This window comes from Salinifilum aidingensis (assembly GCF_054782015.1).
This window is the reverse complement of the sequence record NZ_BAAGTH010000003.1, coordinates 70,848-91,241: the sequence shown is the minus strand read 5'-3', so window position 1 is coordinate 91,241 and position 20,394 is coordinate 70,848. Positions and strand designations below refer to the sequence as shown.

General features: G+C 73.8%; 18 protein-coding genes. 11 read left to right on the top strand and 7 right to left on the bottom strand.

All coding sequences use genetic code 11. From position 1 onward, the window contains the following. The first annotated feature begins 26 nt into the window (after positions 1-26). From ACYVJE_RS05525 to ACYVJE_RS05500, 6 genes are all read left to right on the top strand, one after another. Positions 27-788, top strand: a complete 762-nt coding sequence (locus ACYVJE_RS05525; RefSeq protein WP_461143589.1) for a DeoR/GlpR family DNA-binding transcription regulator — start codon at positions 27-29, stop codon at positions 786-788. Continuing rightward, positions 785-1,738 (top strand): 1-phosphofructokinase, encoded by a 954-nt coding sequence (gene pfkB, locus ACYVJE_RS05520; protein WP_459157760.1) that lies wholly within the window; start codon positions 785-787, stop codon positions 1,736-1,738. Before ACYVJE_RS05525 ends, pfkB begins: the two co-directional genes overlap by 4 nt. Beyond that, positions 1,735-2,193, top strand: a complete 459-nt coding sequence (locus tag ACYVJE_RS05515) for a PTS sugar transporter subunit IIA (protein WP_461143588.1) — start codon at positions 1,735-1,737, stop codon at positions 2,191-2,193. Before pfkB ends, ACYVJE_RS05515 begins: the two co-directional genes overlap by 4 nt. Then, positions 2,190-3,689 carry a PTS fructose transporter subunit IIC gene (locus ACYVJE_RS05510; RefSeq protein ID WP_461143587.1) on the top strand — a complete coding sequence of 500 codons (1,500 nt, stop codon included), beginning with the start codon at positions 2,190-2,192 and terminating at the stop codon, positions 3,687-3,689. The genes ACYVJE_RS05515 and ACYVJE_RS05510 overlap by 4 nt, the downstream gene beginning before the upstream one ends. Positions 3,690-3,871: 182 nt before the next feature. Then, positions 3,872-4,153: an HPr family phosphocarrier protein gene (locus tag ACYVJE_RS05505; RefSeq protein WP_459157757.1), complete on the top strand. Its 282-nt coding sequence runs from the start codon at positions 3,872-3,874 to the stop codon at positions 4,151-4,153. Between the two features lie 336 nt (positions 4,154-4,489). Continuing rightward, on the top strand, positions 4,490-6,061 hold the full coding sequence (locus ACYVJE_RS05500; RefSeq protein WP_461143783.1) for a glycoside hydrolase family 32 protein: 1,572 nt from the start codon (positions 4,490-4,492) through the stop codon (positions 6,059-6,061). A 347-nt stretch (positions 6,062-6,408) separates the two neighbouring features. Here ACYVJE_RS05500 and ACYVJE_RS05495 read toward each other — a convergent pair whose 3' ends face one another. Continuing rightward, a complete protein-coding gene (locus ACYVJE_RS05495; protein WP_461143586.1) occupies positions 6,409-6,651 on the bottom strand; it encodes a hypothetical protein in 243 nt (80 codons plus the stop codon). Between the two features lie 159 nt (positions 6,652-6,810). Here ACYVJE_RS05495 and ptsP point away from each other — a divergent pair, with 159 nt between their 5' ends. Then, positions 6,811-8,427, top strand: a complete 1,617-nt coding sequence (gene ptsP, locus ACYVJE_RS05490; protein WP_461143585.1) for a phosphoenolpyruvate--protein phosphotransferase — start codon at positions 6,811-6,813, stop codon at positions 8,425-8,427. A gap of 101 nt (positions 8,428-8,528) precedes the next feature. Here ptsP and ACYVJE_RS05485 read toward each other — a convergent pair whose 3' ends face one another. From ACYVJE_RS05485 to ACYVJE_RS05475, 3 genes are all read right to left on the bottom strand, one after another. Beyond that, on the bottom strand, positions 8,529-9,224 hold the full coding sequence (locus ACYVJE_RS05485; RefSeq protein ID WP_459157754.1) for a response regulator: 696 nt from the start codon (positions 9,222-9,224) through the stop codon (positions 8,529-8,531). Then, entirely contained in the window at positions 9,221-10,426 is a 1,206-nt protein-coding gene (macS, locus tag ACYVJE_RS05480) for a MacS family sensor histidine kinase (RefSeq protein WP_461143584.1), read from the bottom strand. The genes ACYVJE_RS05485 and macS overlap by 4 nt, the downstream gene beginning before the upstream one ends. Positions 10,427-10,510: 84 nt before the next feature. Then, entirely contained in the window at positions 10,511-11,671 is a 1,161-nt protein-coding gene (locus ACYVJE_RS05475; protein WP_459157752.1) for an AI-2E family transporter, read from the bottom strand. 256 nt (positions 11,672-11,927) lie between these two features. On the opposite strand from ACYVJE_RS05475, the gene ACYVJE_RS05470 reads away from it, so the two are divergent. Together ACYVJE_RS05470 and ACYVJE_RS05465 are read left to right on the top strand one after the other, a co-directional pair. Further along, a complete protein-coding gene (locus ACYVJE_RS05470; RefSeq protein ID WP_461143583.1) occupies positions 11,928-13,250 on the top strand; it encodes a DNA polymerase III subunit gamma/tau domain-containing protein in 1,323 nt (440 codons plus the stop codon). A gap of 123 nt (positions 13,251-13,373) precedes the next feature. Next, positions 13,374-14,894, top strand: a complete 1,521-nt coding sequence (locus ACYVJE_RS05465; RefSeq protein WP_461143582.1) for a hypothetical protein — start codon at positions 13,374-13,376, stop codon at positions 14,892-14,894. A 76-nt stretch (positions 14,895-14,970) separates the two neighbouring features. On the opposite strand, the gene ACYVJE_RS05460 is transcribed toward ACYVJE_RS05465, so the two are convergent. Next, positions 14,971-16,296, bottom strand: a complete 1,326-nt coding sequence (locus ACYVJE_RS05460; protein WP_459157749.1) for a glycosyltransferase 87 family protein — start codon at positions 16,294-16,296, stop codon at positions 14,971-14,973. Between the two features lie 482 nt (positions 16,297-16,778). On the opposite strand from ACYVJE_RS05460, the gene ACYVJE_RS05455 reads away from it, so the two are divergent. Next, the gene (locus ACYVJE_RS05455) at positions 16,779-17,597 is read left to right on the top strand and encodes a GGDEF domain-containing protein (RefSeq protein WP_459157748.1); all 819 of its coding nucleotides are present in this window, start codon (positions 16,779-16,781) and stop codon (positions 17,595-17,597) included. Between the two features lie 194 nt (positions 17,598-17,791). Here the strand turns inward: ACYVJE_RS05455 and ACYVJE_RS05450 are convergent, their stop codons facing one another. Next, complete coding sequence (locus ACYVJE_RS05450; RefSeq protein ID WP_461143581.1) at positions 17,792-18,871, bottom strand: inositol-3-phosphate synthase; 1,080 nt, start codon at positions 18,869-18,871, stop codon at positions 17,792-17,794. A 20-nt stretch (positions 18,872-18,891) separates the two neighbouring features. Beyond that, positions 18,892-19,464 carry a PadR family transcriptional regulator gene (locus tag ACYVJE_RS05445; RefSeq protein WP_461143580.1) on the bottom strand — a complete coding sequence of 191 codons (573 nt, stop codon included), beginning with the start codon at positions 19,462-19,464 and terminating at the stop codon, positions 18,892-18,894. 199 nt (positions 19,465-19,663) lie between these two features. Here ACYVJE_RS05445 and ACYVJE_RS05440 point away from each other — a divergent pair, with 199 nt between their 5' ends. Further along, positions 19,664-20,068 carry a DUF5318 family protein gene (locus tag ACYVJE_RS05440; protein WP_459157745.1) on the top strand — a complete coding sequence of 135 codons (405 nt, stop codon included), beginning with the start codon at positions 19,664-19,666 and terminating at the stop codon, positions 20,066-20,068. Positions 20,069-20,394 lie beyond the last annotated feature (326 nt).

The window sequence follows — 20,394 nt, the reverse complement described above, 5'->3', positions numbered from 1 at the left end:
CAACAAGCAATCGGAGGACATCGGGCATGTACGGGGCGGAGCGGCAGCAACTGCTCACGCAGCGGGCCCGGCAGCAGGGCCGGGTCGACGTGGCGGCCACGGCCACCGAGCTCGAGGTGGCTCCGGAGACGATCCGCCGGGACCTCGCCGCGCTGGAACGGCGCGGCATCGTCCGCCGCGTGTACGGCGGTGCGATCCCGGTGGAGCGCCTCGACTTCGAACCGGGCGTGTCCCTGCGGGACCAGACCAACGCCGCCGACAAGGAACGGATCGCCAAGGCCGCGGTCGACCTGCTGCCCGACCGGGGGACGGTGCTGCTCGACGCGGGGACCACCACCGGCCGGCTGGCCACGCACATGCCGCTGGACCGCGAGCTCACGGTGGTCACCAACGCCCTGCCCGCAGCGCAGCAGCTGGCCAGCCGCAGCAACATCACGCTGCACCTGCTCGGGGGGCGCGTGCGGTCGACGACGCTGGCCGCCGTCGAGTCCTGGGCGCTGGACGTGCTCGACGGCCTCACCGTCGAGGTCGGGTTCTTCGGCACCAACGGCTTCTCGGCCGGACGCGGCTGCACCACCCCCGATCCGGCCGAATCCGCGGTCAAGGCCGCCATGGTGCGCGCCTGCCGCCGCCGCGTGCTGCTCGCCGACCCCGCCAAGTACGGCGACGACCAGTTCAGCCGCTTCGCCGAGCTGGCCGAGATGGACACCATCGTCACCGGTGCGGACCTGGACGACTCCGCGCGGGAGGAACTCGACCGCGCCGACACGGAAGTGGTGCTCGCGTGATCGTCACCATCACCCCGAACCCCAGCCTCGACCGCACGATCCAGGTCGACAGCCTCGTGCCCGGCGGCGTCCACCGCGCCGAGCAGGTGCAGCTCGACCCGGGCGGCAAGGGCGTCAACGTCGCGCGGGCGCTCGCCGCGGCCGAGGTGCCGACCGCTGCGGTGCTCCCCTTCGGCGGGGCCGAGGGGCGGCGGCTGGCCGAGCTGCTCAGCCCCGAATCCGTGCCCGTCGTGGAAGTGCCGCTGCGCACGCGCACGCGCAGCAACGTGACCGTGGTGGACCAGGACGGGGTCACCAGCAAGTTCAACGAACCCGGCCCGCAGCTGGACGAGTCCGAGGTGGGCGAGCTGGAGCGCACCGCCGGGGAGCTGGCCGGCACCGCGGACTGGGTCGTCAGCAGCGGCAGCCTGCCCACCGGCTGTTCCGCGGACCTGCACGCGCGGCTGGTCCGCGCCGCGCGCGCGGCGGGCGCGCGCACCGCCGTGGACGCCTCCGGCGCCGCCCTGCGGGGGGCCGTCGCGGCGGGCCCCGACCTGATCAAGCCGAACCTCGACGAACTGGCCGAGCTGGCCGGGCGGGACCTCGCCGACCTCGGCGAGGTGGTCGACGTGGCCCGCGGACTGCGCGACCGCGGCGTCGGTGCCGTGCTCGTGAGCCTCGGCGAACTCGGTGCGGTGCTGGTGGACGAGCACGGCGGCCTGCACGCCACCAGCCCGGTCGCGGAGGTGCGCAGCACGGTCGGCGCGGGCGATGCCGTGCTCGCCGGGTTCCTGCGGGCCGACGCGGCGGGGTGGGGCCGCGGGGAAACCCTGCGCACGGCCGTGGCCTACGGCGCAGCGGCGGTGGGGCTGGCCGGGAGCCGGATGCCGGCCCCCGGGGACGCGCTCGGTCACCGGGTGCGTGTGGACACAGTGGACGAAACAGTGAGCCTGAGTGGAGTGGCGGCATGAGCACCGAGCTGATCACAGCGGACCTGGTGGACCTCGACCTCGACCGGCACGGCGCTGACAAGGACAAGGCCGTGCGCGCGCTGGCCGAGCGGCTCACCGCGGCCGGACGCGTCACCGACCTGGAGCAGTTCCTCGCCGACGTGCGGGAGCGGGAGAGCCAGATGCCCACCGGCATGGAGGGCGGCATCGGCATCCCGCACTGCCGGTCCACCGCGGTCACCGCGCCGACCCTGGCCTTCGGCCGCAGCGCGGGCGGCGTGGACTTCGGCGCCGAGGACGGCCCGGCGCACCTGGTGTTCCTCATCGCCGCGCCGGAAGGCGGCGACTCCGACCACATGACGGTGCTGGCGGCGCTGGCCCGCCGGCTCGTGCGCGCGCAGTTCAAGCAGACGCTGCTGGACACCACCGATCCCGCCGCGGTCGCGGCGTTCATCAGCACGGAGGTAGCGTCATGAGATTCGTCGCGGTGACCGCGTGCCCCACGGGGATCGCGCACACCTACATGGCCGCGGAGGCGCTGGAGCAGGCCGCTGCCGACGCGGGGCACGACATCCAGGTCGAAACCCAGGGCTCCGCCGGGTCCGCAGCGTTGTCCGAAGAGGACATCGGCGCGGCGGACGCGGTGATCTTCGCCGCGGACGTGGGCGTGCGCGACCGCGACCGGTTCGCGGGCAAACCCCTCGTCGAAGGTGGCGTCAAGCAGGCCATCAACGACGCGGCCGGGCTCGTCGAGCAGGCGGGCGCCGCGGCCGGCACGCCCGCCGCGGACGCGGCGGAGTCCGCCCGGACCGAGCCGGCGGCAGCGGCCCCCGGCGGCGGGGGATCCGCCGGTGGAACCAGCTCCGGCCGCCTCGCCGGCTGGGGCGGCCGCCTGCGGCAGTGGTTGATGACCGGCGTCAGCTACATGATCCCGTTCGTCGCCGCGGGCGGGCTGCTCATGGCCCTGAGCTACGCGCTCGGCGGCTACGCGATCACCGAAGCCCCCGACGTGACCGAGCAGTTCGACCCGGCGAGCCTGACCAGCTGGGCGGCGTTGGCCAACCAGACGGGTGAGACCGCGTTCGAGTTCCTCGTGCCCGTGCTGGCCGGGTTCATCGCCTACGCCATGGCCGACCGGGCGGGCATCGCGCCCGGGTTCGTCGCCGGCGCCGTGGCCTCCGCGGTCGGGGCCGGTTTCCTCGGCGGCCTCGTCGGCGGTCTGCTCGCCGGTGGCGTCGTCGCCGGCCTGCGGCGCATCCCCGTGCCCCGCGCGGTCGCCGGGATCATGCCGGTGGTGGTGCTGCCGCTGTTCGGCTCCGCGATCGTCGGCGTTCTCATGTACGTCGTGATCGGACAGCCGATCGCGCTGGTCATGTCCGGCCTGACCGACTGGCTCAACGGTCTGTCCGGCGCCAACGCGGCACTGCTCGGCGCGCTGCTCGGCGGGATGATCGCGCTGGACATGGGCGGTCCGGTGAACAAGGTCGCCTACACCTTCGCCGTCGGCGGGCTGTCCACCGGCACCACGGCCTCGCTGGAGATCATGGCGGCGGTGATGGCCGCGGGCATGGTGCCGCCGCTGGCGGCCGCGCTGGCCACGGCCGTGCGCGGTTCCCGGTTCACCGATTCCGAACGCGCCAGCGGGCGCACCGCCTGGCTGCTGGGCGCCTCCTTCGTCACCGAGGGCGCCATCCCGTTCGCCGCGGCCGATCCGCTGCGCGTCATCCCCTCGGTGATGCTCGGCTCGATCACGACCGGAGCGCTGTCGGTGGGCCTCGGCGCGACGGTGCGGGCCCCGCACGGCGGGCTGTTCGTGCTGCCGCTGGTCGGCGGACCGCTGCAGTACCTGCTGGCCATCGCCGTCGGAACGGTGCTGTCGGCCGCGGCGCTGCTCGTGGTCAAACGGGCGACGGCCGCGTCGCCGCAGAGGAGCACGGCAGCGGAGGCCAGCGGCACCGCCGTGGCCGCCTGAACCGGGGCCTGCCGCGCGGCGCCGGCGTTCCCGCACCGCGCGGCCGAGCCCGCACCACCGGCACCGCGCCGGTCACCCGCGCGGGACGTCCCGCCGCCTGCGCAGCCACACCGGTCCGATCCGGGCCGGTTCCCGAGACCTGACAGCCGACCCCGCACACCGGGGAGAGCGGAGGAGTTGCCATGCGCCGCCGAGTCACCGTCGCCTCGCGCGTCGGACTGCACGCCCGCCCGGCCGGGCTGCTCGCCCAGACCGTGGCCGGCCAGGCCGCACCCGTGCGCATCGCCAAGGTCGCCGACGGCGCCGTCGGCGAGTTCGTCGACGCCGCCAGCGTGCTCGGCCTCATGACCCTCGGTGCCGAGCACGGCGCCGAGGTCGAGCTCGATTCCACCGACGAGGCGGCGCTCGACGCGGCCGCCGCCGCCATCGCCACCGACCAGGACGCCGAAGCCCCCGCGCAGTAAGGGAGTCCGCGGATCGGCCGGCGTTGCGGGTCGGGTGGGAGAACCCCCAGCGGCTCGGTCTGCCTGCGCGGGAAGGGAAGCGGCTCCGGCCGCTTAGGGAGTCCGCGGATTGGCCGGCGTCGTGGGGCCGGTAGCTGGGAGGAACCTCCCGCGGCGGGGCGCTCTGCGTACGTGGCGATGAAGCGGCTGCGCCGCTTGCCTGACGGGCCGGTGCGGTCGAGAACGTGGCCGCCAATCCGCGCGGCCCCCTGAGTCCCCGCTGGTCGGGCCACCCGAACAGCGGAACATCGAGCAGCCCGGGCTGCCCGCCCTGGGGAGTGGAAGGAGATCGACGTGATGTCACAGGACGAGCAGCGGCCGCTCCGGCCGCACCGCAGGGCGTTCCTGACGGGTGCCGGTGCCGTGGCCGGGTTGGGGTTGGTTTCGGCGGCGACCGGTTCGGGCGGCCTCTTCGCACGTGCGGAGCGGGGTGCGCGCTCCGCGCAGGCGACGGAGCAGTGGCGGCCCCGCGTCCGGTTCGCCCCCGCGCGCAACTGGATGAACGACCCCAACGGCATGGTGTGGTTCGACGGCGAATACCACCTGTTCTTCCAGCACAACCCGTACGGCAGCGATCACGACAACATGAGCTGGGGTCACGCCGTCAGCACCGACCTCGTGCGGTGGGAGCAACTGCCGGTCGCGCTGCACCCGGACGAGCTGGGAGCGGTCTTCTCGGGCGGCGCGGTCGTGGACGAGCACGACACCAGCGGCTTCTTCGGCGGCGAAGCCGGTCTGGTCGCCTTTTACACCGCCGACGGGGAGAGCCAGACGCAGTGCCTGGCCCACAGCGCCGACCGCGGCAGGAGCTGGACGAAGTACGAAGGCAACCCGGTGATCGACAACCCGGGGATCGAGGACTTCCGCGATCCCAAGGTGATCCGGCACGAAGCCACCGGCAGGTGGGTGCTCATGCTCGCGGCCGGCGACCGGATCATGTTCTACGGCTCCTCCGATCTCGTGCGCTGGGAGCTGCTGAGCGAGTTCGGCGCCGAGCGGGGCGCGCACGGCGGCGTCTGGGAGTGCCCCGAGCTGTTCGAGCTCCCGGTCGACGGGGGTGGACGCAGCCGGTGGGTGCTCATCGTCAGCATCAACCCCGGTGGCCCCGCGGGCGGTTCCGCGGCGCAGTACTTCCTCGGCGACTTCGACGGCACCACGTTCACCCCGGACGACGACGAGGTGCGGTGGGTGGACCGCGGCGCCGACTTCTACGCGGCGCAGACGTGGTCGGACGAACCGGACGGCCGCCGGCTGTGGGTCGGCTGGCTGAGCAACTGGGACTACGCCGAGCAGGTGCCCACCGAACCGTGGCGGGGATCGATGAGCGTTCCGCGGGAGCTCGGGCTCACCGAGCGCAGCGGTGCCGTCGAACTGGTGCAGCGGCCGGTCCGCGAGTTGGAAGCGGTGCGCGGCAGGCGGCACGGGTGGCGCGGAGCCGTGCGCGGCGAGCAGGAGATCCCCGGGTTGTCCGGTGGTTGCCTCGACATCGACGCGACGTTCCGCCTTCCCGGGGGCAGCGGTGGCGCGTTCGGACTCGACGTGTTCGCCACCGGGAACCACCGGACCCGCGTCGGCTACGACGCGGACGCCGGTGAGCTGTTCACGGATCGGACGGCTTCCGGATCCGCGCAGGTGCATCCGGACTTCCCCGCCCGCCACGGCACGCCGTTGACGTTGCCGGACGGCGGACAACTGCGGATCCGCCTCGTGCTGGACCGCAGCAGCGTGGAAGTGTTCGCCGATGACGGGCGGGCGGTGCTGACGCACCTGGTGCTGCCCGACGCTCCGGAGGAGTCGGTGGTGCGCCTGTTCGCCACCGGTCGCGGAGTCAGCGCGGACGTGCAGGCCTGGGAGCTCGCCGTCGAGTAGGGCGGTCGAGCAGGGGGCCGTCGAGCAGGGCGGGCGCCGCCTTCGCCGAGGTCGCGGCGTCCGCGCGCTCGGCCGGAGCGGCCGGGGCTGTTCCCCGGCCGCGCGGCCCCGAGCCGGTGCGGCGCACGGATGTCGAACCGGCGCGGGGAGAGCGGGCACGTCCGGGTCCACTTGTCTGGACTCGTTCCAGAGAGCGCAATTTTCATGAAAATTGGAACCCATCCCCACACGGGCGGGTGACAAGTTGTCCACAACGAACGTCGTGTCGGGCTTGCCTCGCCGGTTTCGGGGCCCACCGGGTCCCGGAGCACCGGTTCCCGGGGGCATCGGGTCCCCGGGAACCGGTGCTAGGGGGAGAAGCTCGTGTCGACCGGTTCTCCGGGTATCCGCCCACCGGTGCGGCCTCCCCCGCTCGTCCCGGGAGCGCCGGTGCCGCCGGGCACCGGACCGCGGCCGAAGGCGGGAGGGGTGTTCGGCAGGGCGGCGGGCATCATGGTGCCGTGCTGCGCGGTCGCGGGCTGTGCGGTCGCGGGCTGTGCGGTCGCGGGCTGTGCGGTCGCGGGCTGCGCGCTCGTGAACTGCGTGGTCATGGGCACAGCCTGCGGCGTGCCGGGGTGTCCCGGAATCAGTACGCGTACTCAGGTGTTACTCAGCAGTAATCGCCGCGGTGGGCAGTGAGTACCGGAGCGGGCGGCACCGTAGAAGTCCGCTCCGGTCGGTGAAACACCAGGAAAGGTTTGGTCGAACCCATGTCGCGTTTGCGTGGTGTCGGAGTCAGCCCGGGCATCGCCGCCGGACCCGCCGTCCGCGTCACCGAGGCGCTCGGCGAGCCAGCGTCGGGACCGTCCCCGGCCGATGCGGAAGCCGAGGCGGCGCGCATCAGGCCCGCCGCCGACGCCGTCGCCCAGCAGCTGTTCCAGCGCGCCGCGCGCGCCGAGGGCGACGCCAAGACCGTCCTCGAGACCACGGCCGCCATGGCCATGGACCCCGCGCTGCTGTCGCAGGCCGAGCAGCGCGTGCACAGCGGCCTCCCCGCCGCGCGCGCCGTGCACGACGCGGCCGGGGGCTTCACCGAAGCGCTGCGCTCCGCAGGCGACTACCTCGCCGAGCGCGTCCGCGACGTGCAGGACGTGCGCGACCGGATCGTCGCCGAGCTCCTCGGCACCACCCCGCCGGGCGTGCCCGACCTGGACCGGCCGTCCGTGCTGCTCGCCCGGGACCTGGCGCCGGCCGACACGGCCGCGCTCGACCCCGAGCACGTGCTCGCCCTCGTGACCGAGGAGGGCGGTCCCACCAGCCACACCGCCATCCTCGCCCGCTCCCTCGGCATCCCCGCCGTCGTCGCCGTGCGCGACCTGCTGATCACCGGGGGCGTCGGCATCACAGTCGACGGTGGCACCGGCGAGGTGGTGCTCTCCGCCGAACCCGTCACCACCCGCGCGGCCGAGCGGCGGAGCGCGGCGGCGTGGGACGGCACCGGCGCCACCGCCGACGGCCACCCGGTCAAGGTGCTGGCCAACATCGGCTCGGCCGCCGACGCCCGCGCCGCAGCCGAGGCCGGGGCCGAAGGCGTCGGCCTGTTCCGCACCGAGTTCTGCTACCTCGACGCGAGCACCGAACCCGACGTGGCCACGCAGCGCGCCGCCTACGCCGAGGCGCTGACGCCGTTCGCCGGGAAACCCGTCGTCGTCCGCACGCTCGACGCCGGGGCGGACAAACCCCTGCCGTTCCTCGACATGGGAGCCGAGCCCAACCCGGCGCTCGGCGTGCGCGGGCTGCGCATCGCCTTCGACCGCCCCGAACTGCTCGACCGGCAGCTCGAAGCCGTCGCCGCCGCGGCCGCCGACAGCGGAGCCGAGGTCTCCGTCATGGCCCCCATGGTCGCCACTCCGGAGGAGGCGGCCTGGTTCGCCGAGCGGGTCCGCGGCGGCACCGGGCTGCGCGCCGGCGCGATGGTCGAGGTCCCCGCCGCGGCGCTGTACGCCGACGAGCTGTGCCGGGCGGTCGACTTCGTCAGCATCGGCACCAACGACCTCGCGCAGTACCTGTTCGCCGCCGACCGGATGACCGGCGCGCTCGCCGAGCTCAACGACCCGTGGCACCCGGCGCTGCTGCGGCTGATCGAGCGCATCGCCGAAGCCGGGCAGCGCCTCGGCACGCCCGTCGGGGTCTGCGGCGAAGCCGCCGCGGACCCGCGGCTGGCCGGCGTGCTCACCGGGCTCGGCGTGACCAGCCTGTCCGTGGCCGCGGCGGCGGTGGGCGGCGTCGGTGCGGAACTCGCCCGGCACCCGCTGCCCGCGTGGCAGCAGACCGCGCGGCGAGCGGTCGACGCGCCCGATCCGCGGACGGCCCGCACCGCGGGCTGATCCCGTCCCGCTGCCGCGGTGCGCCCCGGAGACCGCCGAGCGGCACCGCCGGCGGCAGCCTCGTCGGGGAGCCCGCGGCTCGCGCAACGCGCGGTCGAGCGTCAACCGGGCTGCTCGCCCCGCTCGTCCTGCGCCGCCTCGGCGCCTTCGGCGAGCCCGTGCTCGATGGCGTAGCGCGCCAGCTCGACGCGGTTGTGCAGCTGGAGCTTCCGCAGCGTCGACTGCACGTGGTTCTCCACCGTGCGGTGCGAGATCACCAGCCGGTTCGCGATCTGCCGCGCCGTCATCCCCTTGGCGACCAGGCGCAGCACCTCCGTTTCCCGGTCGGTCAGCTGCGGCGCCTGCGGCTCGTCCTCCGGTGTCGCGGCCATCCGCCGGTACTCCCCGAGCACCAACCCGGCCAGGCCCGCGGTGAACACGGCGTCACCCGCCGCCGTGCGGTGCACCGCGTCCACCAGCTCCTCCACCGAGGCGGACTTCACCAGGTAGCCGGAGGCCCCCGCCTTCACCGCTTCGAGGACGTCGCTGTGCTCCCCGCTGGCCGACAGCACGAGCACCCGCGTGCCCGGGATCTCCTCGGTGATGTGGCGGGTCGCGGCGACCCCCGAGCTGTCGCCCAGGTTCAGGTCCATCAGCACCACGTCCGGGGTCACCGCGCGGGCGATCCGCAGCGCCGAGGTGGCGTTGTCCGACGTGGCGGGAACCTCGAAGCCGCGCTCGGTGAGATCCCGAGCCACCCCGTCCCGCCACATCGGGTGGTCGTCGACCACCATCACCGACACGGGCGGCCCGCTCATCGAACTCCTCCTTCGGAACCTTCTGCTGCCGATGCTCCGCGTTTCGCCGCGGACGGCGACTGCGGCCGCGGAAGCCGCACCTCCCACTCGGTGCCCTCGCCGGCGGCCGTGTCGAGGTTGAGCTCACCGCCCATCTCGCGCACCCGTCCGCGGATCGACTGGGCCACGCCCATGCGCCCCTCGGCGGCGGCCTGCTGCAGCCGGCCCTCCGGGATGCCCGGACCGTCGTCGCGGACGCACACGACGACCTCCTCCGGCAGCTCCTCCAGCAGCACCCAGCCCTGGGCGTCCCCGCCGGCGTGCTTGGCGACGTTGTTCAGCGCCTCCCGCACCACGGAGAACAGGTCCGAGTTCAGCGGTTCCGGCAGCCACACGGGCGTGGCCGGCACGGACACGTGGGTCCGGCTGGTGCGCAGCACCTGCAGCCGGGCGGCGAAGTCGGTCTCCGCGTCCGAAGTGGACTCCTGCGGCGCGGTCGCGATCAGCGCCCGCAGCGCGATCTCCTGCTCCCCGGCCAGCTTCGCCAGCTCGGCGGCCTCCCCGCCGAGCGCCGAGCCGCGCTGCCGCACCCGCGCCAGCACCTGCAGCACGCTGTCGTGGATGGACCGCGCCAGGCGCTCCCGCTCGGCCGTGGCGGCTTCGACCCGCATCGCCTGCGCCAACCGCTCGGTCGAACGCCGCGCCGTGTTCGACGCCAGGCCGACGACGACGCCCGCCCCGACCAGCAGGACCGCGTCGAACCACATCGACGAGTCGACGTAGCGGCGGATGAGGAAGTCGCACGCCGAGGCCAGCAGCCCGGAGGACACGCCGCCGGGCATCCCCCACCGGGCGGCCGCGGCGGTGACCATCGTGGAGTGCCACACCGTGGTCACCGACGTGTCCCCGCCGAGGCGCTGCGCCTCGCTGAGGACCCACTCGTTGCTCAGCACCAGCGCGGTGACCACGACGAGGTCCGCCGAGACCATCCGGTTCGTCCGGCCGGAGGGGTACCAGTAGCGCCAGACCGTCAGCGCCGTCCACGCCCCCATGGCGGTGATCGTCACCACGGCGAGCCACGGCAGGTCGTAGTCGTCGAACTGCACCGCGACCCACACGCACGCGTAGAGGTACGTCACCACGCGGTACACGTTGTGCGCCCGCCACAGCGGTGTCGCCCCGTCGGTGGGGCGCTGGCTGCGCGTCGTCGCCGTACTCGTCACGATCGTGCTCCTTCCCGGCGGACATCCTCTCCCATTCGGGGCGGGTGCCACGACCGCCGGACCGAGCACGGCGCGTGGCAGTGATCACCGCGCGGGATCGGCGGGGGGTTCCTCCGGATCCCCGTCCGCCGGGCCGGTGCTCGCACCGGCCGGTTCCGGTGGCGCCGTCGGGTCGGGGGACTCCTCGCCGGAGGTGAGCGACCGGACCGCCGAGTTGAGCACCGCCACCACCGGAACGGCCAGCAGCGCGCCGACGATGCCCGCGATGACCACGCCGACGCTGATCGCCAGCACGACGCCGAGCGCGTGGATGCGCACCGCGCGCCCGAGCAGCAGCGGCTGGAGCACGTTGCCCTCCAGCTGCTGCACCAGCAGCACCACGCCGAGCACGATCACGGCGACCAGCCAGCCCTTGGTGACCAGCGCGACGAGCACGGCCACCGTGCCGGAGGCGACCGCGCCGATGATCGGCACGAACGCGCCGAGGAACACCAGCGCGGCCAGCGGAACGGCCAGCGGCACGTTGAGCACGGCCAGACCGATGCCGATGCCGATCGAGTCGATGCAGGCCACGAGCAGCGTGGCGCGGACGAAACCGACGAGCGAACCGAAGCCGCGGCGGCCGGCGAGGTCCACCCTGCCGCGGACCTCGCCGGGCGCGAGCCGCAGCAGGAACGTCCACACGCCGCGCCCGTCGTAGAGGAAGAAGATCAGCGTGAACAGCGCCAGGATCAGGCCCGTGAGGAACTGGCCGAAGGTGCCGGCGGTGGAGAGCGCCCCGCTGGTCAGCCACTCCTGGTTGTTCTCCAGCCAGATCCGCGCCTGCTGCACCAGGTCGTCGATCTGCCGCTGGTTCAGGTGCAGCGGCCCGGTGGTCACCCACGCCCGCAGCGTGGCCAGGCTGCGCAGGACCTGGGCCTGCAGGTCGCCGAAACCCACGATGAACTGGTTGATCACGAAGGTCAGCACGCCGCCGACGGCGGAGACGCCGGCGACCAGGGCGATCGCCGTGCCCAGCGGGCGGGGGATCCGCGCGCGGTTGAGCAGTGACACCAGTGGTTCCAGCAGGGCCGCCAGCAGCAGCGCGATCGCGACCGGGATCACGACGACGTAGAGGCTGGACAGCACCCTCGCCAGCACGTAGACCGCACCGGCGATGACGAGCAGGCGCCAGCACAGCGCTGCCGCGATCCGCAGCGGACGGGGCAGCTCGGCGGCGGCGTTCCCCGGGGGCTCCTCGCTCACGTGGACTCCGATCGGTGGTGGTTTGCCGCCAAGTCTATGGATCACCGGTCGCAGGTCGATGGTCGCTCCCCTCCGGCGGGCGCGCGTCGGGCTCGTGCGGCCGCGCGCGAGGCGCGTAACACGATGTGGCGATCCTGATGCGCAGTGCGTGCGTCGACGAGCGGCGCTCTGGAAGAGTGCCCTCTCGTGATCGGATCGCCATCCGGTCACGCCGGAGACGGGGAGTCGCATCCACCGGAGAAGGAGCGGACCGCGGATGTCGCACCGCGACCAGGAAACACCGGGCCGGTGCCGCCGCGCACTGGTTCGCGGTGCGGTCGCTGCCGGCGCGGTGTTCGCCGGTTCCCTCCTCGCGTGGCTGGTCGGCTCCGGCAGCCCCGTCAGCGCCGAACAGCTCTCGCGACCCGCTCCGCCCGCGGACACCGTGACCGATCGCACCGTGGCCGATCACGCCGCGGCGGTGGTGCGCACCGCCTCGTCGGCGCTCGGGCCCGATGCCGCGGAGGGCTCGGCGCCCGGTGCTCCCGGAGCCGACCGCACCACCGGTGCCGGCACCGCCGAGCCGACCACCGCGCCCGCCGGCCCCGGCGCGGGCCAGTCCGAAACGACGCACTCCGGGACGGCGCCCGGCCCCGGGGAGGGGCAGCACGCAACAGCCCGGCCTGAAATCGTCCAGCCGGAAGCCGTGCAGCCGGAAGCCGTGCAGCCGGAAGCCGTGCAGCCGGAAGCCGTGCAGCCCGCTGCCGAACCCGCTCCTGACCGCGCGGCCCCGCAGTCCGAGCCCGCGCCCGTTGCCGCCCCGTCCGCGGAGCACATGACCGAGTCGCCCGGGGCCGCATCGACCGGAGCCGCCACCGGACCGTCCGAGCCCGCGCAGCCCGGCCCCGCGCACGCCGAAGCCGCCCCAGCCGAAGGCGTCCCAGCCGAAGCAGCCCCAGCCGAAGCAGCCCCAGCCGAACCCGCGACGCGGAGCGGGCCGGTGCGCGGTCTGACCGACGTCGTGGCGGAGACGGACCTCACCGGTGATCAGGGCCTGCTCGGCCGCAGCGCGCTGCCGCTGGCGCAGGAGCTGCTCGACGGGTCGCAGGGCCTGCTCGACGATCGGGGGGCTGTCGGCGCGCTGCTCGCGCCCGTCGAAGGCGCGCTGCACCCGCCGCGTCCCGCGGAGGCCTCCTCCCCGCAGCTCGCACCGGTCGCACCGCAGCGGACGGTGCCGGCGGCCGAAGCGCCGCGGGAGGCACCGAGCGCCCGTGCGAGCGCGGTGCAGCAGGTCCCCACCGGCACTGCGCAGCCGCTGATGCACGCCGCACCCGCGCAGCGCACCGCCGCGGGCGATGCCGTCGTGCCCCGGCATGCCCCGCCGCAGCAGCAGGACCGGAACGCCCCCGCGCCGCTGCCCGCCCCGGCACCACCGGCCCCGGTGGGCAGCGAGGACGCGACCCCGCCGCTCGCGCCGGCGTTCCTCGCCCGGAACACCGCGGTGCCGGGATCCGACGCGGGCGCGCGTCCGACCGCGCGGCGCGGCACTCCCGGACCGCACGGTGCTCCCGCACCGCAGCCGGGCACGACCCCCGACTGAACCCGCAGCGCGCAGCCGAAACCCGTCCGATGTGAACCCCTCGCCGCACGTCGCCCGGCCGTGGCGGCACGCGTCACCTGAGTCGTTCTCCGCGCGGCGGTACCCACCGCGCGGGGAAGACCCGTGAAGGAGAGAGAAGCCATGCAGAACTGGGCCAAGCGGAGCATGCGAGCCGCGCTGGTCACCGGTGGTGTCCTCGCCGTCGGTACCAGCGGTGTCGCCTCCGCCGAGGACGAGTCCGAGCAGCCGACCCTCGGTGACGGGCAGCTGACCTGGGACGAGATCCGGCAGGCGGGCAGCCCGTTCACCCAGCCCGGCTCCACCGTCACCCGCATCAGCGGCACGCTCGACTCCGAGCGCGACCTGCTGCCCGCGGTGGAGAACGACGTCACCCGCGAGATCCCCGCCATCACCGACGATGGGGAGCTCCGCCCGGCCGGTCCCGCCCGCACCTCCTCTCGCGCCGCCTCCGCCGGGCCGCGGCACCGCTTGCAGGAGCCGGTCACCGCACCCGACGCGGAAACGCTGGTGCTGCCCCGGATCGACGCCGTCGAACCCCCCGCGGGTGACGCGGCCCCGGCGGAAGCGGCCCCGGCGGAAGCGGCGGAGAGGAGCGCTGCTTCCCGGGGCGGGCAGCACCGCAGGGAACCCGCGCAACCGACCGAGCGCGCAGCCGCGACCCCGGCCTCCGCGGAGGCCACCCCGGCCACCCCGGCCACCCCGGCCGCCGCGGAGGCCCGGCGGCCGCTGCCGGACGGATCGCCGGCCCGGGGCGTCTACCGCTCGATGAGCTGGACCGGACCGATCGGGGACGTGGTGCGCGGGGGCAGCTCCTCCGCCAGCACCGCAGCCTCCGGTGGCCCGGTGCTCGCGGAACCGCTGATCACCCCGAGCGAGGAGATCGTCTACGCGGACGGCTTCGAGGACTTCGGCCGGTCGACGCGCCCCGCGGGGCCCGACGCGGCCCGGCAGCCGTCCGGCGCGGTTCAGCAGCCCTCCGGCACGACCGGGGCCGAACGGGCCACCGCGCAGCCGGCGCGCGCGAACCCGCCCGCCGGCGGGCTGCTCGGCGGGCTGCTCGACCCGTCCGGCCAGGACCTCACCACCGCCGACCTCTCCCGCGCGACGAAGCTCCACCCCGTGCCGCACGCCGTGCTCAACAAGGCGCTGGCCACGACGGCTCCCCGCTCGGCCGCCCCCTCCGAGCCGCGCACGCTCACGGTGCCGGGGGAGTACCAGGACCGGGTGGACGAGCTGCCCGGTCTGCGCGGGTTGGACAGGGCGCCGCGCGCCGCCGCGATCCCGGAGGGCACCGCACCGCTGCGCGGCGTGGTCGAGGCCGCGTTGAGCGGGACCCTGCCGAGCGGCGCGGACGGGAGCGCCGATGCCGTGCGCTTCTCGCCCGACCCCTCGCGCTCCGCGGTATCGGTGACCACTTTGGACGAGTTGACCGCGGGGATGCCGGAGCGGAACTGGGTCGCCCGCAACCCGTTCCCCACCCGGAAGGCGCTGCCCGCGATGCCCGACCTCGGCATGGCGCTGCCGACGTTCTCGGCACCGCCGAACGCCGGAGCACCGGACGCCGGCCGACCGAGCACCGGCCAGAACGACGAGACGCTCGTCATGCCGGGTCAGCGCGCCTGATCCCGACCAGCGCCGATCCGCGGAGTCCCGCATCCGGCCCCGCGCCCCGCCCGGCGGAGCGCGGGGCCGGTGCGCATCAGCGGTGGGCCGCGCTGCGCAGGGACCCCGGTGCCTCGGCGGGGCCCGACCCGGCGTCCTCGGCGGAGCGCAGCCCCGCGCCGCTCCGGTCGTGCCACCACCGCACGGCCATGTACACCAGCAGCGCCACGCCCAGGTACACGTAGGAATTGCCGAGGGCGTGCTGGAGCACGTTCCACTCCAGCTCCAGGCCGTCGCCCTGCGGCACTCCCCAGTGCGGTCCGATCAGCGCGATCGCCGCGGCCACTCCGGTGGTCAGCAGCAGCGCCCAGTTGCGCGCCGCGAAGGCCGAGCCCGTCAGCAGCACCAGCGCCGGCACCGCCCACGACCAGTGGTGCGACCACGAGATCGGCGAGGCGAGCAGTCCGAACACGGCGTTGATCATCACCGCCATCGGCAGGTCGCCGCGCCGCATCGCGCCGCGCATGCCCAGCACGGTGAGCACGAGCAGCAGCGCCAGCAGCACGGCCAGCACCGCGGACGGCGCCGGGACGTGCGCCTGGACCAGGAACGAGCGCAGCGACTGGTTGCCCGCGTAGACCGAGGCGTCGCCGGTGAACATCGGGCCGAAGGACACGTTGCTGGTCGCCCAGACCTCCCGCGTCCAGAACGTCGCCGCGTCGCGGAAGGTCACCGCGAATCCGAGCGCGGCGGTGGCCGCGAACGTCAGCACGCTGACGGCGATCGTGCGCACGTCCTTGCGCAGCAGCGGGAACAGCAGGAACACCAGCGGGGTCAGCTTGATGCCCGCGGCGATGCCGATGAGCGCCCCGCGCGGGTACGGCAGCGAGCGCGCTCCGCCCGTGCGCCACAGCAGGTCCACCGCCACCAGGGCGATGAGCACGAGGTTGATCTGCGCGTAGGTGAGCGTCTCCACGACCGGTTCGGTCAGCGTGAGCAGCGGCAGCGCCACCGCCGTGCCGAGCAGGATCCGGTCGCGGTTCGCGCGGGTGAACGGCGCCGCGGCGAGCACCACGTAAAGCGTCGTCAGCAGTGCGAGGTGGCTGACCAGCATGATCGCCGCGATGGCGGCCGCTTTCGGCACGTACGCCAGCGGGGCGAACAGCAGCGCGGCGAACGGCGGGTAGATGAACGGCAGGTGCAGCCCGCCTTCGGTGGCGGGCAGGTCGTCGTAGACGGACTGGCCGGACACGAGCGTCCGCGCGCCGAGCTGGTACACCTCGCCGTCGACGTGGGCGTGCGGGTTGATGGTGCCGGTGTACAGCAGGGCGATCAGTTCGGCGAGCGCGATCGCGACCAGCAGCCCGCGCTGTTCGCGCATCCTGGCCCGCAGGCCGAGCTCGGCGCCTCGCGTGGTCGGCACGTGTCACCGTCCCCTGGTGCATCGGATCGGCCGCGGCCCGCGGCGCTCGGTCTGGCGTGCTCGCTGACCACCTTAGAAGGCGGTGGCCGCTCCGGTGAGCCCGGTGCTCCCGCGACGGCTATGGGCGGGATGCCGGGATCAGCGCGTGGTCACGTGATGTGACTCGCTCTCGTGCCAGGACGAATTCCCCTGTCCGGACCAAGAAGGGCGGACCGAGACTCGGAAAAGTCCACATTGTCACGGTTCCCCGGCAACGGGGGGACGGTGCGTGTCACGCGCTCGGCGCAGCGCTCCCCGCTCAGGGGTTCTCATCGGCCGAACCGGGACGGTGCGTGATGCGAGCAGAGTAATACCACCATTACGGGTGGTAGCTGATCTCTTGAATTTCGCCCAGCTGTCAGAGGAACCTCGAACGGGACTGCTCCGTTCGGAGGGGAGGGGAGGGCCGAATGAGTGTCCTCGACATAACCGCACCATCCCCGTTGACACCGGTTTGGGACGAGCTGATCACGGGGCTCACCATGGGGGTCGTCATCGCCGACGAGCGCGGCCAGGTGCACGCCACCAACGACATCGCCGCTGACCTGATGCGCCTCGACAAATCGGATCTTCTCACGGGGAACCGCCCCGACGGCTGGCAGGTGTGGGACGACACCGGAGCGCCGCTGCCGGACTGGGCGGACCTCATCGGCCAGGTGCTCCGCGCCGACGTCCCGATGTCCACGCCGATGATGATCGTCCGCCACGGGCAGCCGACGAGCCGCATCTGGGCCGATTACCGCGCCGTGCGCATCCAGGGCCGCAAACGCGTGCTCATCCTGCTGCAAGCCGTGCAGACCGACGTCGCCCACAACCGCGGGCTCATGGACACGCTCACCGGGCTGCCGGGACGCGTGCTGCTGCTGGACAGGCTCGAGCAGGCCCTGGCGCGGGCCCGCACGCACGGCGTGCTCACCACGCTGGTGCTCATGGACGTGCACCGGCTGGCCGCGTTCAACGCCGAGCACGGCTTCGCCCGGGGCGACGAACTGCTCACCACCCTCGCCGGCAGGCTCCGGGAGGGGCTCGCCGACGACCACACCGTTTCCCGCTACGGCGGTGACGAGTTCGCCGTGATCGCCGAGCACACCGGCGGCGCGGGGGAGGCGCTCGCCGAGCACGCGCGCGAGATCGCGAACTGGCCGATGCGCATCGGGGGCGCGCGCATCCGCCCCGGACTGCGGGTGTCCTGGGTCACCTCCGACGGGCACGCCTCGGTGCATTCCGTCCTCAACCGAGCCGAGCAGCAGCTGCGCCGCTGAGCACCCGGGCGCCCGGATGTTCAACGGGCGCACGGCCCCGGCCCGGCCCCGGAACGCGGCACCGACGACCGCGGAACGTCGGGGTGGGAACGCCGGGCGCGGGAGCCGAGCGAGCACCACCCGAGGAGCGCCCCGGGCCGCGCGGGCAGCCCGGGGCGCGATCGTGCTGGGGGGGCATCGCGCCGGGCGCCGCTTCAGCTCCCGGCGATGAACTCCTCCACCGCCTGGTAGGCCTCCGAGTCGGAGTACTGCTCCGGCGGGGACTTCATGAAGTAGGACGAGGCCGACAGCACCGGCCCGCCGTGCCCGCGGTCCGCGGCGATCTTCGCCGCGCGGATCGCGTCGATGATGATCCCCGCCGAGTTCGGCGAGTCCCACACCTCGAGCTTGTACTCCAGGCTCAGCGGCACGTCGCCGAAAGCCCGGCCCTCCAGCCGCACGTAGGCCCACTTGCGGTCGTCCAGCCACGGCACGTAGTCGGACGGTCCGATGTGCACGGAGTCGTCGTTCATCTGCCGGCCGACCTGGGAGGTCACCGACTGCGTCTTGGAGGTCTTCTTCGACTCCAGCCGGTCGAGCTCCTTCATGTTCAGGAAGTCCATGTTGCCGCCGACGTTGAGCTGCATCGTCCGGTCCAGGTGCACACCCCGGTCGGAGAACAGCTTCGTCAGCACCCGGTGGGTGATCGTCGCGCCCACCTGGGACTTGATGTCGTCGCCGACGATCGGCACGCCCGCAGCGGTGAACTTCTGCGCCCACTCCGGGTCGGAGGCGATGAACACCGGAAGCGCGTTGACGAAGGCCACACCGGCCTGCAGCGCGCAGTCCGCGTAGAACTTCGCGCTCTCCTCCGAGCCCACCGGCAGGTAGGACACCAGCACGTCGGCCCCGGACTCGCGCAGCGCCCGCACCACGTCGACCGGCTCCTCGTCCGACTCCTCGATCGTGTCGCGGTAGAACTGGCCGAGCGCGTCGAACGTGTGCCCCCGCTGCACGGGGACGTCCAGCGGGGGGACGTCGCAGATGTTGATCGTGTTGTTCTCGCTGGCGACGATCGCCTCGGAGAGGTCGCGGCCCACCTTCTTGGCGTCCACGTCGAACGCTGCGACGAAGCGCACGTCCCGCACGTGGTAGTCGCCGAACTGGACGTGCATCAGCCCCGGGACCCGCGCGTCCGGGTTCGCACCGGCGTAGTAGTGGACCCCCTGCACCAGCGACGCCGCGCAGTTGCCGACGCCGACGATCGCCACGCGGACGGGTCGATCTTCGCTCATGGCAGGGGCCTCCTTCTTGGTCATGTGTCGTTCCCTCGCTGCTGTTCCGCGGCCGCTGGGGCGCCCGTCGCGGCGCACTCCCGCTCGCGCTCGATGACCGAGTCGAGCCAGCGGACCTCTTGTTCGCTGTGGTCCAGCCGCAGCCGGTGGAGCTGGCGCAGGTACCCGCTGTCGTCCTCGCAGCACGACAGCGCGGTGCGCAGCGCCTCACCCCGCTGCTGCAGGCGGCGCCGCCGCGCCTGCAGGACGCGCAGCCGCACCTCGGCGGGGGTGTGTGCGAAAAACGCCACGTGCACGCCGAACATCGTGTCGTCGCAGGCCTGCGGACCGCAGGACCCGACGAGTTCGGTGAACCGGTGGTGCCCGCGCTCGGTGAGGCAGTAGACGCGGCGGCCGCGGCGCCCCCAGCCGCGGGAGGAGGCGTCCGACTCGTCGGCGATGAGCCCGTCGCGCAGCATCCGGCGCAGGGTCGGATACAGCGTTCCGTACGACAGCGTCCGGAACACACCGAGTGTCTCGCGCAGTCTTTTTCGCAGCTCGTAGCCGTGCATCGGTGCTCGTTGCAGGAGGCCGAGCACGGCGAGCTCGAGCATGTGCCCCCTCCGCTCGACGGGTGCGAATGGACCGCGAGCGATTGTATCGGGCCGATGCATCGCGCTCGCCGGCAGCCGAGCGCGCCGCCCGGCCGCGGACCACGCCCCACCAGGGGGTCGCCCCGGGCGGGGCGGGCCGCGCGCCCACCTGCCCTGAACGGCGCATGGAGCACACGTCGCGGACACGTACCCTGAGGGCGTGCGGACCCAACGGCATGTGGTCGACTACGCGCTGCGCCGCCGAGCGCTGCTGGCGCAGCTGCGGTCGGGCCGCGTCGACAGGATGGAGGTCTGCGACGCCGACCCGTACCTGCTGCGGGCTGCGGAGTTCCACGGCCAGTCCAGCCAGGTGACCTGCCCCGTCTGCCGGCGGGCGAAGCTCACCATGGTGTCCTGGGTGTTCGGTGACGAGCTCAACAGCGCGTCCAACACGGCGCGCGAACCGGTGGAGCTCGAGCGGATGGCGGCCGTGTTCAAGGAGTTCAGCGTGTACGTCGTAGAGGTATGCCGCGCATGTAGTTGGAACCACCTCGTGCAGTCCTACGTGCTGGGAACCGGCGGGTTGAACAATCCCGGTCGCCGGAGCAAGACTGCTGCCGAGTGAATCCGGCCGCGTCCCCGAGCGGCCGGGCGCCCGGTGCGGCGCACCCCCGACGTAACCGCATCGCTGGCGTCGTGCGCGACGCCTGTCCGAAAGGCCCGACACGTGAACGACGAGCGTGACCAACGCCCGCGCGATGACCGGTATTCCCAGGATGACCGGAATTCGGATCGCGAGGGGCACACCCCCGACTCCGGGTCTGGTCAGCCCAACGGCGCGGACCGGGGCGCACCCCCGCCGCCGGGACAGCCCGGTGGGCCGGCGCAGCCGCCGCAGTCCGGCGGGCCGGCGCAGCCGCCCGGCAACCAACAGCAGCGCGGCAACCAGCC